12 protein-coding genes and 2 pseudogenes are annotated in these 14,886 nt (G+C 53.9%); 6 read left to right on the top strand and 8 right to left on the bottom strand.

Annotation, left to right across the window (positions count from 1 at the left end):
• Nucleotides 1-4 precede the first annotated feature (4 nt).
• Both KRAC_RS64510 and KRAC_RS55185 read right to left on the bottom strand, forming a co-directional pair.
• The gene (locus tag KRAC_RS64510) at nucleotides 5-712 is read right to left on the bottom strand and encodes an alpha/beta fold hydrolase (protein ID WP_007922062.1); all 708 of its coding nucleotides are present in this window, start codon (nucleotides 710-712) and stop codon (nucleotides 5-7) included.
• 224 nt (nucleotides 713-936) lie between these two features.
• Nucleotides 937-1,623: a helix-turn-helix domain-containing protein gene (locus tag KRAC_RS55185; RefSeq protein ID WP_169461076.1), complete on the bottom strand. Its 687-nt coding sequence runs from the start codon at nucleotides 1,621-1,623 to the stop codon at nucleotides 937-939.
• Between the two features lie 1,040 nt (nucleotides 1,624-2,663).
• Here KRAC_RS55185 and KRAC_RS55180 point away from each other — a divergent pair.
• Nucleotides 2,664-2,903: pseudogene (locus tag KRAC_RS55180) on the top strand (zinc-binding dehydrogenase); the annotation flags it as partial.
• 661 nt (nucleotides 2,904-3,564) lie between these two features.
• Here KRAC_RS55180 and KRAC_RS55175 read toward each other — a convergent pair.
• Nucleotides 3,565-5,022, bottom strand: coding sequence for an ATP-binding protein (locus tag KRAC_RS55175; protein WP_007922053.1), 1,458 nt, complete (start codon nucleotides 5,020-5,022; stop codon nucleotides 3,565-3,567).
• Nucleotides 5,023-5,102: 80 nt separating this feature from the next.
• Here KRAC_RS55175 and KRAC_RS74255 point away from each other — a divergent pair, with 80 nt between their 5' ends.
• Nucleotides 5,103-5,252: a hypothetical protein gene (locus KRAC_RS74255; protein ID WP_169461075.1), complete on the top strand. Its 150-nt coding sequence runs from the start codon at nucleotides 5,103-5,105 to the stop codon at nucleotides 5,250-5,252.
• Nucleotides 5,253-5,860: 608 nt separating this feature from the next.
• On the opposite strand, the gene KRAC_RS74250 is transcribed toward KRAC_RS74255, so the two are convergent.
• Entirely contained in the window at nucleotides 5,861-6,100 is a 240-nt protein-coding gene (locus tag KRAC_RS74250; RefSeq protein ID WP_169461074.1) for a hypothetical protein, read from the bottom strand.
• 616 nt (nucleotides 6,101-6,716) lie between these two features.
• Here KRAC_RS74250 and KRAC_RS55170 point away from each other — a divergent pair.
• The 3 genes from KRAC_RS55170 (at nucleotide 6,717) to KRAC_RS55160 (ending at nucleotide 8,742) form a co-directional block, all read left to right on the top strand.
• The gene (locus KRAC_RS55170; protein WP_007922050.1) at nucleotides 6,717-6,926 is read left to right on the top strand and encodes a hypothetical protein; all 210 of its coding nucleotides are present in this window, start codon (nucleotides 6,717-6,719) and stop codon (nucleotides 6,924-6,926) included.
• Between the two features lie 27 nt (nucleotides 6,927-6,953).
• Nucleotides 6,954-7,298 carry a hypothetical protein gene (locus KRAC_RS55165; RefSeq protein WP_157508267.1) on the top strand — a complete coding sequence of 115 codons (345 nt, stop codon included), beginning with the start codon at nucleotides 6,954-6,956 and terminating at the stop codon, nucleotides 7,296-7,298.
• Nucleotides 7,299-7,545: 247 nt separating this feature from the next.
• Nucleotides 7,546-8,742: a hypothetical protein gene (locus KRAC_RS55160; RefSeq protein WP_007905179.1), complete on the top strand. Its 1,197-nt coding sequence runs from the start codon at nucleotides 7,546-7,548 to the stop codon at nucleotides 8,740-8,742.
• 161 nt (nucleotides 8,743-8,903) lie between these two features.
• Here KRAC_RS55160 and KRAC_RS55155 read toward each other — a convergent pair.
• Nucleotides 8,904-9,155, bottom strand: a pseudogene (locus KRAC_RS55155) (DUF4158 domain-containing protein); the annotation flags it as partial.
• Nucleotides 9,156-9,678: 523 nt separating this feature from the next.
• A complete protein-coding gene (locus KRAC_RS55150; protein ID WP_040448499.1) occupies nucleotides 9,679-10,881 on the bottom strand; it encodes a phosphodiester glycosidase family protein in 1,203 nt (400 codons plus the stop codon).
• Nucleotides 10,882-11,504: 623 nt separating this feature from the next.
• Between KRAC_RS55150 and KRAC_RS55145 the strand changes: the two genes are divergently transcribed.
• Nucleotides 11,505-12,128, top strand: a complete 624-nt coding sequence (locus tag KRAC_RS55145; protein ID WP_007922046.1) for a recombinase family protein — start codon at nucleotides 11,505-11,507, stop codon at nucleotides 12,126-12,128.
• A 19-nt stretch (nucleotides 12,129-12,147) separates the two neighbouring features.
• Here the strand turns inward: KRAC_RS55145 and KRAC_RS55140 are convergent, their stop codons facing one another.
• Nucleotides 12,148-13,713 carry a DUF4158 domain-containing protein gene (locus tag KRAC_RS55140; RefSeq protein ID WP_007922044.1) on the bottom strand — a complete coding sequence of 522 codons (1,566 nt, stop codon included), beginning with the start codon at nucleotides 13,711-13,713 and terminating at the stop codon, nucleotides 12,148-12,150.
• Nucleotides 13,713-14,765 carry a tyrosine-type recombinase/integrase gene (locus tag KRAC_RS55135; protein WP_007922042.1) on the bottom strand — a complete coding sequence of 351 codons (1,053 nt, stop codon included), beginning with the start codon at nucleotides 14,763-14,765 and terminating at the stop codon, nucleotides 13,713-13,715. Before KRAC_RS55135 ends, KRAC_RS55140 begins: the two co-directional genes overlap by 1 nt.
• Nucleotides 14,766-14,886 lie beyond the last annotated feature (121 nt).

Here is a 14,886-nt window from a genome sequence, read left to right as displayed (position 1 = left end):
TAAATTATACCATAGTTTTCATCTGACTGTCAACAATACATGAGCAGATGAGAGCATGTCTACGGCGTATTCCACCCAAGCCACCGACAAAGGAACGCCGCATTCCTCCCCATGCCTGAAAGGGCAGGGGCATCCTGCGGCGTTTTGGGTGAACAAAAGAGTACTCGCTCAGGAGTTCACGATACCGCTGATGTGCCGCGGGATACTCCTGAGCTTGTGGCATCATGGGGTCATTAGCCCACAGGTCAAAGAGACGCGTTCGATCATTGGCTTTCACCGCCGAAACCAGCGCTTGCCATCGCTGTCTCATTTCTGCGCTTGTCATCTTGTACCCACTGATCGTGGGAGCAGCGAGCAGCAACGTCTCCACCATGTGAGGGTAGTTCAAGGTAAAGTCCAGGGCAATCGCACTCCCCATCGAGAGGCCAAGCACAACCGCTTTCTGGATGCCGAGAACGCCGAGCAGTTCAGCCAGATCCTGCGCATCCGAGTAGAGGATATTGGGCATCTGGGACTCTCCATAGCCACGTACATCATAGCGAACGACTCGAAAGGATTCGGCAAACACCAGCACGTGCTCATCCCACATCCGTCTATCGAGCAGACCCCCATGGATCAAGATGAGGGGAGATCCCTCTCCGCATACATCGTACGCGAGCTGTGTTCCAGTCACAGGCGCAAAGCTCGTCTCTCCTGGTTGCTCTCCTGTCACACTCATACTCCTGTTCTCTGTCTGATCGGTTCCTCTGCCTGACAGTTTCCTCTCATTTGCCGAAAAGATGTTGTTGTTCATACTGCTTGCTTTCATTTCCTCTTTCACGAATGCACAAGAGTACAATGCATTCCACGTTATCGCAAGTCATGCTTCTATGATAGGCTGGAAGCAGGCAGGAAATCTCCTAGATTCTTGCGAATTCTATTAAAATCTGCGCACACCTAGTAATCCCTTCGGTAGGCTCGAGGGGTCAGGCCGAAATGGTCTTTGAAGACAGCCGTCAGGTGGCTCTGATTCGCAAAGCCGCACGCTGCGGCAATCTGAACGAGAGAGGCATCCGTCTCTTGGAGCAAGTGTCTGGCTCGCTCGATGCGTTGGTGCAGCACAAATTGGTGTGGGCTTTCGCCTGTCGTCTGCCTGAACAAACGGGCAAAGTGAGAGGGGCTGAAACCGATCAGGGAGGCCAGATCCTCCAGAGAGAGATCCTGGCTCAGATGGGCCAGAATGAAATCCACTACCTGCTTGAGTTGGCGCCCAGTGAGCCCTCGCAGGTTCTGTTTTCGCTCCTTTACAGCCGATCCTTTGGAGGTATAATGGCGCAAGAGGTGAACAGCAAGCATCTGAGCCGCCGCTTGCGCGTAGAGGTTGGAAGCAGGCGCAGGTTGCGCCAATTCGCGCCACAGCGCGAGCCCGATCTGCGTCAGTAGGGGATCCTGAAAGCCGACGCGTGCTGGCAGAAAGAGAGAGGAGAGGTCACAGTCGAGCACATCCTGGGCAGCACCAGCAAGCAGCCCCTTGCTCAAACGAAGTTGCAGGAACTGAGTAGGGAGACCGGAGAGGCTCTTCCAGCGCATTTCTTCCTGTACTGTCCCTCCATTCGGGCTCAGGCTCAGATCTCCTTGATGCATCTGCACCTCTTGCCAAGGACTATTTACGGATCGGTATGCCGTATGCAGAGCTCCACCAGCATGCAAGAGCAAGGAAATGTCGGATATGGCTGGCACCATCAGACTCTCTATCTCTTTTGGCACCTGGAAGACCTGTACGACCAGTCCTTTCCAGTTTGCAGCCGTGCTGGAGAGGGAGGGCAAAAGTATCGGAGAGGCGGATTCTCTGTTTCGCGCTTCTCTCTCTCTCTGTTGAGAAAGAGAATCTAGCTTAGCCATGTGCTTCACCCCCTTCGTAGCTCAGGAAAAGCAGGCCTTGTCCCAAGGACTACTCCATATGGGCATACATGTACGATGAGGAAAAAGAGTGCCCTTGGCGCACTCTCTCTGCATCTTCTCTTTCAAAGTATATTACACCGCCGCAACGCGACTCTGCTTTTTGGCAGAGCACCTTAGCTCTCTTGGGCTATTTTCCTACTCCGACTTCCTGTTCCAATCAGGGGCAAACCCCGGTTTCGTGAAGGTTTCGTTCATTTGCCAGATCTTCACGAAACCTCCGCTCATACACCTCATTTTCTATGACAAGCACCCCTCAATATTGCAAATTGCTCTAAGTCCTAAAATAGGTAACTGTTCAGAAGGCCCACGTAGACGATGCAAACCATGCATACCCCTTTGTTCTTGAGCTTGATGCAGCTACGAATGCAACGACAATTGCATAAAATGAGTCTTTCACGTTACCCTACTGAATAGTTACCAAAATAGGTAACTGTTCAGAAGGCCCACGTAGACGATGCAAACCATGCATACCCTTTTGTTCTTGAGCTTGATGCAGCTACGAATGCAACGACAATTGCATAAAATGAGTCTTTCACGTTACCCTACTGAATAGTTACTAAAATAGGTAACTATTCAGTAGGGGGGAGTAAAAGCATTATTTCGTGCAAATGCTGTTATGTTCGCAGCCATATCAAGCTCAAAAGCGAAAGCGCATGCACGATTTGTGTCTTCTACACGGGTCTTCTGAATAGTTACTAAAATATGTGTTATCTGAGAGCTGGCTCTTCTGGGCCGCAAGCTGGAAAATCCGCCGCCAGGCGCGCAAGCATGGCGTTGCCTATCGGTACCTCTTCATGCACCCGAGTGGTACCCAGCTCTCAGAACTGGCGACCCTCATCGATCAGCAGAAACTTGAGGTAGTGATTGACCATATTTTCCCATTTGCGCACATCGCCGATGCATTCGCCTACCTCGAGCAGGGGCATGCCAAAGGAAAGGTGGTCGTGCAGATGGTCGAGTAGTAGTGCGTTGGTATGCACCGCCCAGTATATTTTTCTCAGGAGGTATTTTAGCTACTTCATTGAGATCAGACACTGCTCGAATTTCGGCAGATGTCTCCCGTCCGGAAGCGTCGCACCTTTTTGGCCCTCTCGGGCCCTGAACAGGGAAACCAAGGCCATTGACATTGCGCACACGCCGGCACCCATGCCCTTCTACGCGGATCAGGAGCGGAGACCACCCCGCTCGTCTGCAGACGCCCAGGCGTGGAGCGTCCCACACTGGCGGCATCGAGCCTGTGTGTCTTGGGGAGGCCTCGGAGAGAGCGATTGTACTTGGAGAGTCCCCCGATCCCACTTCCACGGGCAGCCCCGTCGCCTTCAGCCGTTCAAAGAGCGCACAGTCTTTTGAGTCATCACCACCTGGAAATCCCTCTATGGCGCGGGCGGACCTTGCCTCTCTCTGTGGGTCGCTCCGTCCCAGAAGCTCATGCTTCAGACAGCTTGCTGAACCGGAGTGGTCTACCGGCTCCGCCCGCGCCATAGAGGGATTTCCAGGTGGTACGAAACGCGCAAGGCGTCCGCCGCAAGCGAATCTGTGGCGACAGACAGTGCCGTCCGTGCCCACACACGGATCTCACCACCCTCACCGGCTCAGATGACGAGTGTGGCGTCCTTTCCAGGCTCAGGCATCCCTCCTCCTGGGGAGGGTCACCGTAAATGTGGAGCCTTTTCCAATGTCGCTCTCCACCGTGATGGTTCCCCCATGGCCCTTGATGATCTCGGCCACAATATAGAGCCCCATGCCCAGACCAGGGATCGTTTCATGGCTGAGGCCAGCGGCCCGATAGAAGCGCTCAAAAATCTTTTTGTGCTGTTCGCGCGGGATGCCCAGGCCATGATCCTGCACCCGGATCGCAACCGCCTCTTCGGAGGAGGAGAGCTCCACCTCGACGGTCGTTGCATCGGGAGAATACTTGATGGCATTGCTGAGCAGGTTGGTGAACACCTGTCTCAGCCGGTCTCGATCCCCGATCACGCTGGTCTGCACGGCCCCACGCACCGCAATGGTATGGCTGGGACTCATGCGCTGCATGGTGTCGGCGATCTCTCGCAGCAACTTGTCGAGGTCCACCCGCTCCCGGATGTACTTCAGTCTCCCTGCCTGGATCTGGGAGACATCCAGTAACTCTGCGATCAGACGCTCCAGTTGTTTGATCGGCATCTCCACTCTGGAAAGCGCGGTAGCCGCCTCGTGCTGGGAGTGCTTTTCGAGGCGTTTGTGCACCAGTTGGGTCTGAAGCTTGACCACAGTGAGCGGAGACCGCAGTTCATGGCTGGCCATATTGATAAAGTCATCCTTGCGTTGTTCCAGTTCTTTGCGCGCCGAATTGTCCAGTACAAAGTTGATCGCCTGGCGGGGGTGATGATGGAAGACGACCCCGCACACGAGCACCGGCAGGCGACTGCCATCTTTACACACGTACTCTTTCTCATAGGGCGTCATTGACTGCTGGGTGCCCAGCTCCTGCAGGGCCTGCAGGGTCCGGGCCATATATTCTGGAGGCGTCATCTGCAATATGTTCGTGTGATTTTCATGCATGTCTTCTTGGCTATAGCCGGTCATGCGCAGAAAGGTCTCGTTGGCGTCCTCAATCTGCTCGCCTTGGGTGATAATGATGCCGATAATCTTGGATTGCATCAAGGCGTCTGCGCGTTCCTGACCCTCTCGCAAGACGTCCTCGATCCGCTTCTGCTTGTCGATATCGGTGGCAGTCCCAAACCACGTAACGATCTGGCCTGCTTCATTGTGCGAAGGCTCAGTGTGGGTTGAAAACCAGCGATACTCCCCAGTTTGGCCATTTCTGAGACGCTCTTCGTACTCAAACATGGTTCCTGTGTCCAGGGCATACTCCCAATGCATTCGGTTCCCATCCTGATCTTCTGGATGGATGAACTGGAGATGAGCCCAGCGATCGCTTTGGATTTGCTTTTTTGTCAACCCGGTATAGTCCCGCACGCGCTGATTCGTGTAATCGGGCAGGCCGTCGGATCGTTTCACCCAGACCAACTGGGGAATGGCATCGATCAGCGTGTCATATGACGCGGGAGTAACGCACTTGGTTTGCTTTGTCTTCTGCATACGGGAAACCTCTCTTTCATGTATCCCCCTCCCTGGTGGTGAAGATGCGTACCTGCTCTGAACTCAAGATGTCTACAGAAATGATCTACTCTAGTCGAGAAACAAGCGAGCTGGCATTTCGTATTCCCCCGGTCACGGCCTGTGCGCTCGTATTGGCATCCACAACCGTCTCGATGCCATCGACGACACATGAGGCACAGGGAAGCGCCTCCAAGAGAGGTGTACGTTGAGGACGTGATGTGAGCAGTGCGCCCACTGATGTATCAGTTGGGCACAGAGCATGACCTCTCTCCTTTCCCCCTGCTCAGTCCTTTGGGCAAAAGGAGCAGACGTGCTCGCTCAATGAAACGATCTGTTCCAACCTGGCTGGACGTTCACCACGTCACCCTTCTTCAAGAGAAGGTCTTCTGCAACTTCGCATACGCTCTACGACAAGTACCATCTTCCTCTCTTTGAAAGGAGGGGTACCATGCGCAATAGGGGTAAAAGACGTTCTCTCCTGAGTATGAGTTCCCATGAATATTCCTGGCGAGAACAGCCTTGTTCGCAAACGTCAACAGACAATGGTCAACGTATAAAAAAAGATTACCCCAAAATTGTGTTGTTGTCAATAAGATTGTGTACAACCTAAATTTCTTCATGAGCGGAGGACGTCAAACGTGGGCAGAGAAACCAGCTAACAAGTTTTGTTGCAAGGGATGCTAACAACATGTGTCAAGCATCCGGGTCCTCCGCAAAGTTGATGATTTAGGGATATGTTCACCCTGGGAGACACTTCTAGCCGCATCGCAGCATCCCTTGAGTCGATTTCGTATGCGAAGAGAGATATTACTGTCATTTATTCTAATTCATGGCGCGTTTCAAATTTCATCTTCCACGCGCTGGCAGACCCGGCCCGGCGAATCAGGCCCTTGAGTATTAACGGAACGAAAAACCACGCTGGTGCGGCATGGATATCCACGCGATTGCTGGTAAATGACATCCGAAGTGAGCAGGTTTTGCCCACCCACTTGAGCACTTGCCCTCCAATGTGAGCAGCGTGGCTATCAAGCGCAAATGAAGCCGCTCTATAAGCCAATAGTCGTGTGCCGTTTCTGTACATTCAGTGCTCAAGATTCGGCGTCATGCGGGTACTGAATGTTCAGACAGACTTCCAGCACCAGCAGAATTCAAGCCAAACGCTGAAGATCCGGCTCATGCGGGCTCACGATTGGGCTCAAGTACCCTGTCTGGAATTTACAACACCTGCTGCTGGTTGACCGCCTCTGAGGCGGATTCTCTGTCAGGCAGTGGCGCTGTTGCTCACATTGGAGGGCAAGTGCTTACATCGGAGGGCAAAACCTGCTCACTTCGGATGTCATTTACCAATTGCTCAATATGCAGGTCACCGCAGCATCGAGACGACGAAGATCTACCTCAAGTTGAGTGGGAGGGAGACAGCAGAACGGGTGCGCCTTCAAATGCATGATTTAGATCAGCGCCTGGAGCGTCTGAGGCAGGGAGGGCGGAAATGAAGGCTCTGTCTCTTGTAACAAATCCTCCGAAGTCGGAATGGGCATGGCCTATCGCATTAGAGCGCCATGACCAGAATCCAGCGTTAACAGATGGGAACGTGAAACGCTGGCGGCTTTCGTTGACCTCGACCGACAAGGAAGGCCGAACCTGACACAGTCTCTCATGTCCTGATCAGAGAAATGCACCAGCGACAGGTGAGCTTTTGGGGGTGGTCCGAACAGCAATGGGGAGATATCCTTGAGCGTTCTGTGGCCGCCTTTGTTCACAAACATGGCTGTGATCCATATGGCCGTCAAGATCTCATGGTCATCGCCTATGTTCTCGGCAAGTTAACGTTTCTCTCGGGATGGGCTCCACAGGAGGTGCAGCGGGACCGTGTCGCACGCTAGGAGATTGGGCGAGAGAAGAGCAACTTCATGGGAAGTCTATCGGAAAGCCAATCAGTCCCAGGAGTAAGGTACAGCACCTTTTCCAAGCCAGTGAATGTCATCGTCGGCAAGGCCATCAATGAGTGGGAGCATGTTCGTCCAGCCTATCAGCCGCGTCTTCTCGACGGGAAAACGAACGAGATGGTTGACTTTCTCTTCTGCTACAGAGGGCACCGCATTGCGAGGAACTATCTCAACAACACCTTAATCCCCGTGTTATGTAAGCGCGCTGGCCTGCCACGGGCTGACGAACGCGGCAATATCATGGGTCATCGCGCTCGTGCAACTCTTGCGACACTCCTCTACAACGCGCCGGAGACTTTCACTCTTTGAGCTGATGAAATGGCTTGGGCATGTGAACCCGGCGACAACCCAACACTACACACGAATTAAGCCAACAAAGCTCGCAGCAGCTTACTCGAAAGCTGACAGGAACAGTCGCTTGATCGAAGCGCTGGTCGAGACAAAGGCTGACGCAGAGGGTAAAGTGAAAATTTATTACGTCCTTGGCGATCGGTAGGACTCCATTAACTGGTGAAAGTGGGAGAGGCTTGCAAAAATTAGGCTCCATTGACAAGATATGGATATGCAAAAGACCATATTTCCCTCAATGGAGCCATCGAAACAATTTTGCCCTCATTCGATGTGTTGCGCAAGAGGGCAAATCGGGGCAGGCAACATCGTCATTCATGATCGCAAGCGAGAGCGCTATCGCTGTACGCGTTGTCGCAAAACCTTCAGCGCGCGCCGAGGAACCATGCTTGAGGGACTGCGCAAGCCAACCGAGCTCATTGTCATTGTGGTGACGCTGCTCTCGTATGGCTGTCCGCTTCAAGCCATCGTTCATGCCTTCGGCCTCGATGAACGCACCGTGGCCAGTTGGCGAGATCGAGCCGGAATCCATTGCCAACAGGTCCATCAAGACATCGTTGAGACCGCCCAATTGGATCTGCAACATGTGCAGGCCGATGAGATCCGCGTCAAAGGCTGCAAGATGGTCGCTTGGATGGGTCTGGCCATCATGGTCAAGACACGTCTGTGGGTGGCCGGGACCGTCTCACGTACCCGTGATCGCGCCCTGGCTGATCGGCTCTTGCAACAGGTACGACGCTGTGCAGAGCCCTTGAAAGCGCTGCTGGTCTTGACTGATGGCTGGTGCGCGTATCCGGGCAGTATCAAGCGAGCCTTTCGTGAAAAGGTGAAAGCGATGCCAGGGCGAGGACGCGCTCGCTTGGTCGTTTGGTCAGAGTTGCATATTGGGACGGTCATCAAGCGGACGCAGAAGAAACGGGTGGTCGAGGTCACGCGTAAGATGTCGCATGGCTCACAAGAGGAGGCCGAGCGGCTCCTCCAGCAGTCACAAGGAGGCAATGTGCTCAACACGGCTTTTATTGAGCGCTTGAATGCCACCATGCGCCAGCGGCTTGCCACCTTGACGCGCAAATGTCGTCAAAGCGCTCGCCACCTGCGTCCACTGGAAACGGGAATGTACCTGCTTGGGACGACCTATAACTTCTGTTGGCCGCATCATGAGCTCGGCAAGCCAGTCCATGAGGGCAGAGCCTGCACGCCTGCCATGGCGGCTGGGCTGACTGATCATATCTGGAGCATAAGCGAACTCTTGCACTACAAAGTGGCTCCTCCTGCATGGGTTGAACCCAAGCAACGAGGACGGCGAAAGAAACAGGCACGTGAGCCGCTTTCTGTAGCCGAGCCTGCTCGCCTTCGGCCGCTGGTTCGGCTACGCAAGGGGGTCCTGTGCTCAGCCACCGGTTAGCGGGGTTCTACCTGGCGATCATGGATGGTGCAGTAACGCAGACTGGTCCTCTTGCCTCTATCACATGGCCTGTATCAAATGTCCTTTTTTTGCTCCAAAGCAACAGGCACAGTTGATCGAGGCCAGAACGACGATGAAACGCTTCTTGGAAGTTATCTACGCAATTGGGTCGCCACATAGGTAATGACCCCAATGGGGATATTGACGGGATCAACAAGAAAGACCCCAAGAAATCGAAGAGTGCCAATCTGGAGCGCAAACCCTAAGCGGTTATGATCTCCACGACGCAGGGCAACCAGGGCGAGGTCCTCATCATCAAGATGAAAATAGCGGGCGAGTTGTTCAGGAGACGGTTCACCAACATAGCGTCCATAGCGCTGTTCTTGCGCTTCGGTCAGATACTCAACAGGCATCTCTCATGCCTCCTCTCATGTACCTTGCAGCTTGGCCCAGCGCTACGTAAGCTGACATGAGCCGCAAAGTAGCGGGCATTACCAAGTTTGAAAAGTTTTGTATTACTTTTCGAGCGATCAGCCATAAGAGGTGAGTGCTGAAATGCCAATTGGAAACGGAACAAATACCATTTTTAGCCAAATTTCTCCCTGAAAAGCCAACTTTTAGACATTTTGCAACCATGCTCGTTCCGGCTCCACCATAATCGGGAGCAAGAGATGAGCAATAATACTGCTTTTGCATAGAGTAACCGTTACCCTGCCCTTCATGTCAGCTTACGTAGCGCTGGGCCTAATTGTGGAGGTATAAACGTTCGTTATCGTAATACAAGCTCAAAAAATCCTTACTGCACAAAATTGTCAGGATCTTAGTCCTCCCTCTGAGACAGACAGCCAATAAAACTCCATCAATAAGCCTCTGCTTTGGTCAGAGCGAGAAGTGCTTGTAAGCCCCCAAGGAGGCACGGCGGCGGGGCACCTACCCTCACCGGACGGATCGAGCAAGCTCTCCTTGGGTGGGTGGAATCGTGGGAGCAAAGCGGGTCAGGTAAAAGAAATCACGCGCCGTGCCGTTCAGGTATTCGTATCCAGTCCCCTGCATCTCGGGGTGCAATTTGTTGACTTGTAACTGCCCGTTCCGATCACGGTTGTAGAGAAAAGCACGCACCCAGAATGGATTGATGTCCGTTTGCATCCCCATCACTACACCGGCAGATTTCATGGCCATACCGAGCGTTTCGGCGGTCAGCGCATTACCTGCTGCATAAATGAACGTTCCCTTCGCCGTAATGCCAATCGCCGAGCGCCAGGTATAGGCGCTATTTAAGACAGTACCACCCCAGGCCGCTCCATCCCGCGTCAACGAATTGATTACGCCCTTATTAATCAGCAAAGCCGCGTTTTGCCGCCAGGCCACCAGATCCGTATTCTGGCTGTTAAGCTGTGGATCAACATCCCAAGCACCAAGAATCAGTTTGCCTTTTTTCGTAATGGCGATGGTGGCAACGCCAGAGACAGGAGGAACATACATCGTACCACCCGACATTAACCCATAGTGACCATCTGGGTATTTGAAGCCTCCATTGAAGGTCGCCAGCAACGCGTTGCCTTGCTGATCAGCAGCGGGAATAACTCCGGGGCCATGCACGCCTCGTGGTCCCCCTGGTTCGGCGGTACCACCTACGATATGTAGTGATGTGAAACGCGAATCAAATTGCAGCATGGTCACGATAGCATACGGATGCGATGGATCAGGGCGTATATAGGCTTTGGCATCCAGTGGTAAGTAGTTATGCGGCTGAGGGGCTTGATCCAACGTCGTCCAGATCCCCTCACCAGAGAGCGCAGGACTGACCAATGGAGTCATTGGTGTGAGTGTCATGGGCGATAAGGTTGACAATGCGGGCCGCGTAGGCGAGGGTGATGGGGTTGCTTGTACCCCATTCCACGGTGCGCTCACTTTTTTATCCCCCATTTGATACTGTACCTGCAACGTTGTATTCATAAAGTTGAGATACCATGATTCGACTCGCGCCGTGATCGTAGGTCCTACTGTCCCCCGTAACGCATCCGCCAGCCATGCCTCACCTGCCCCATTTCCTTGCGACACAAAGACAACCACGAGAATGGCAATAATGCTACACGTCGCGAACCAGAGCGGTACTCGCTTCTTGAGCGACTTCGACACGACACTAACTGGTGGTGTCAAAGGTCTCAATGGTATTGAGTGTTGTGCGGATGAACGTGACCACGCCGGTTCAGCAACTCCTATTCCTTGCGACACAAAGACAACCAAGAGAATTGCAATAACGCTACACGTCACGAACCAGAGCGGTACTCGCTTCTTGAGCGACTTCGGCATTCTCTTGATGTGGCGGTGTCTTGCTCTTTGCAAATTTGAGAACACTTTATCTATCCCGTTTCCATATTCTTAAACGTTCAATAAGGCCTTCACTACTAATGTATCTCTACTATATATCTCAAGATACACATATTAGGCTCAGCGCTACGTAAGCTGACATGAAGGGCAGGGTAACGGTTACTCTATGCAAAAGCAGTATTATTGCTCATCTCTTGCTCCCGATTATGGAGGAACGTATCACAAGCAAGCAGAGAGAAACGGGACCAATGGCTATTCAACTCTATCAAATATCGGTTTTTCTTCATGAACATGCTCGGAATGGCAGAGGTGTAGCGGTCTTAACGACCGTTATCACACCAACAAAATGGCATGAGATATATTGCATAAAACCTCTACAAACTGTATAGTCTTTGTGGGCGTAAAAAGGTTAAGAGGAGACAGAGAAAACGATGGGCAAAACTCTCGCATATATCCGCGTATCCGATGACAAGCAGGATGTCAAAAACCAGAGGCATGAGATCCTTGAAGCATCCAGACTCAAAGACATCAAGATTGATGATTTTATTTCCATCACCATGACGAGCAGGAAGACTACCGTGCAAAGACGTATTGATGAAGCACTGCAACGATTAGAAGAAGGCGATACCCTTATCGTCACCGAGCTTTCCAGGCTGGGACGCAACACCGCCGAAATCATAGCGTTGGTAAATGAACTGGTCAAGCGTGGCATCCGGCTAATTGCTTTAAAACAGCATATCGATCTCAGCACCGGCCAGCATGATATGAGTTCAAAGATTATCGTGATGGTGTTTTCTCTCCTGGCAGAACTGGAGCGCGATCTCATTAGCATGAGAACAAAGGAAGCGTTAAGCGCGAAGAAAAGTCAGGGGATCAGGCTAGGAAAGCCAAAGGGGACTCTTCAGAAAAGCAAGTTTGATGCCGACCTTCCACGCATCAAGGAGCTGCTCTCATTGGGACTCTCTGTCCGTAAAATTGCCAGTTTGCTAGGGTACACAAATCACTTCGCTCTCAATACCTATGTGAACAAACGAAAGCTTCGTGAGCAGCGCTAGCATTGCATCCTCATCATAGTCACAAGAGGGCAAATTCCTTAGCGTGGTTTTTCGTTCCGTTAATACTCAAGGGCCAGGAGCGCAGAAGCTTGCGCATTTGCTCTGCCAAGCCCAGTTCCCACAACTGTTTCGCCATGCGCCGGCCCTTCGGGTCTTTTGAGGCACTGGCAGTCTCAACAGCGGCGCGCCAGTCGCCAGGCAAAAAGTCCAGTGGCGCATTGGCAGGCAGCGTCCGCTTCTCGTTCGCATCCATCTGTTTGAGTGCCTGGATCGCCAGCACCACAGGTTTGGCAGCACTGGTTCCGGTGAACTCCAAGGCTCTGAGGAGGTCTGGTAAAAATTGGCGGAGGAAGGTGTAATGTTTGAGCAGCAAGTCAAAGGTTTGCCCATCCTCTGGGCGCGCTTTGGCACCCGAATCATCGTATACTTCCTGTAACTGGGTTTGCGGAACCACCGCGAAGATCTGCGGGCGCACCTGTTCATCAGGCACGGTAGGATCAAGCACGACTTTCGCGATCTTGCGCAGCGTATGGACATGTTGGGTCAGCGCTTTGCCATGCGTGATGTGGTGGGGCTGCCCTTTGCGTTCGGTGCGCCGGAAAATGCCAACCAGCAGATCAGTGAACGAGATGAGCAGCCGATCCAGCAACTCTTGCTGAAGGTCCTGGAGATAGCAGACCAGCAGCGCCGCTCGTTTCTGCTCCGAAAAGCGCAACAGGGAGTCTCGGTGATATTTCTCGCCAAGGTGGGCCAGCACGCGCACACGATTGCGGTTGAGCGCGGAGAGATCGATCGCGCTCACCTGGAGCTGGCGCACGGTCTCCAGTTTGCTGAGCAGCATCTTGATCGCCGGAGGCGAGGCTTTCACCGCAGGATCTTTGAGCCAAGCCAGGGTAGAGCCCCGCTTGCCCTGTTCCCGCAGGAGCAACTCGTCCAACGCCTGCCGCTGGGTCGGAGTAAGTTGATGCGTGGTCTCGGAAAACACCTGCTGTTCTGCTTGGGGGCGTACCTGAGCAACCAGTTTCTCAATGGCGGCTTCTGCCGGAAAGAGAATTCCCTCCTCCCGCAGCCACTCCTCCGCTTCTTCCAGCAAGACCGCCGGATCATCGCGCTGCAAGGCGCGCGTGAGCAGGTACGCTGCGAGTCGAGGCTGATCCTGCGCGTGCGCATACGGGCGGACTTTGAGATGGGTGCGAATCTGGACGAGATGCTCGTCACGGGTCTGAGGACGGCACACGGCGTACTCAGCAAGCGCTTCGGGATGCCCATTGCACTGCATCGCGACAAACTGCACAATGCGCGGCGGGACCTGCCCCGTCTCCGGAAAGGGGCAATGGAGCAGCCGCATCAGCAACAGATTCAGGGCAAAGCCCAGGCGATTGGCTGCACCACGGCAGGTCTTCACCTGGAGCATATCTTCTGGTGTCAGCCAAAAGAAGCGTCCTAATTCTTCCGAGGTCCACTCCCCATCGAGCATCTTGAAGCGCCGCTGCGTGAGCAGATCCGTTGCTTCACGCGTCCCTTCTTTCTTTTCCTCTTTTCCACTTCCACCCGTTCCACCTGCTTCTTTCCGTTCTTCCATCATCAATAGGTACTGCTGTGTGCTTCTGTCGCGAGCCTTGTGGGGTACAGACCGGCGCGCTCCACCGCTGCTCTGATGTCCTCCTCACTGGGCGTGAGATAGATACCCGTCGTCGAGAGTCGGCTATGCCCAAGCATGCGCTGCACTTCGGGGAGCTGCGCCCCGGTTTTGAGCATCCGCCGCGCAAAGCTATGCCGCAACTGGTGCGGCGCGGCAGTTTCCAGTTGCAGCACACAGGCGCGAAGCTGCTCGGCCCGCGCCAGATCCCGCTCGCGGGTGGCAGCTTCTTCCAACTGGGTGGCTGCAACTTTTCCCAACTGTGCAATGCGTTGACGAGCCACTCGTGTTTTGATCCCCGGAGCCAGTGGACGCCCGGCCACTGCGCGCTGCATCCCCACGAGCAGTGGTGTCCGCTCCTGTTCGCTTCCAATGGGAGGCAGCCCTTCTGGACAGCGCACCTCCTGGAGATAGCGGGAGAGGGCACGTTGTGCCTCAGAATGCACAGGCAGACGGCGTGCTTTTCCCCCCTTTCCGCTGCGAACCACGAGCGTGCCTGACGCCAGGTCCAGGTCACGCAACTGGAGATCGCAGGCTTCCTGGATACGCACACCAGCATACACCAGCAGCGCGAGCAACGCTTCGTCCCGAAGACGGAGTCGGAGATCAGGCTCCGCGCGGGTGGCGCGCAGGAGGGCATCCACGGCCAGATCAGGCAGCGAGCGTGGCGAAACAGGCGTGGAGGGAATGTCAGCAACATCTTTGACGGGATTCTCGGTGAGCAACTGTTGTTCCACGGCCCAGGTACACAGACGGCGCAGGGTCGAAAGCCCGCGATTAATCGTTGCCGGGGCCGCGCCCTCCTCCTGTTGGCGAACCGTCTTCCAGGCGCGCAGGTCCCGCTCTACCACCTGTGTCAAATCGAATGGACGCTGGTGCATCTGTTCCCACCAGGCGCAAAACTGCGCGAGGTCCGAGCGGATCGCACGCTGGGTGGCAGGAGTCTTACCTGCCGTGGTCAAAGACGCCACATATCGTTCCAGTAGGTGATCGAACATGCTGCTCCTCTTCGGTATTTCGTTTTCGGATAGGATCACTGACAGATCATTTCCCAATCAGTGCATCTTATCGGCACCGTTGAAATACCAGAAACTGGGGCCAAAAGCAACACCTTATCGG

The sequence above is a fragment of the Ktedonobacter racemifer DSM 44963 genome (assembly GCF_000178855.1).
Taxonomy (GTDB): Bacteria; Chloroflexota; Ktedonobacteria; order Ktedonobacterales; family Ktedonobacteraceae; genus Ktedonobacter; species Ktedonobacter racemifer.
The sequence above is the reverse complement of the archived record's forward strand: the minus strand, read 5'-3'. Positions and strand labels throughout refer to the sequence as shown.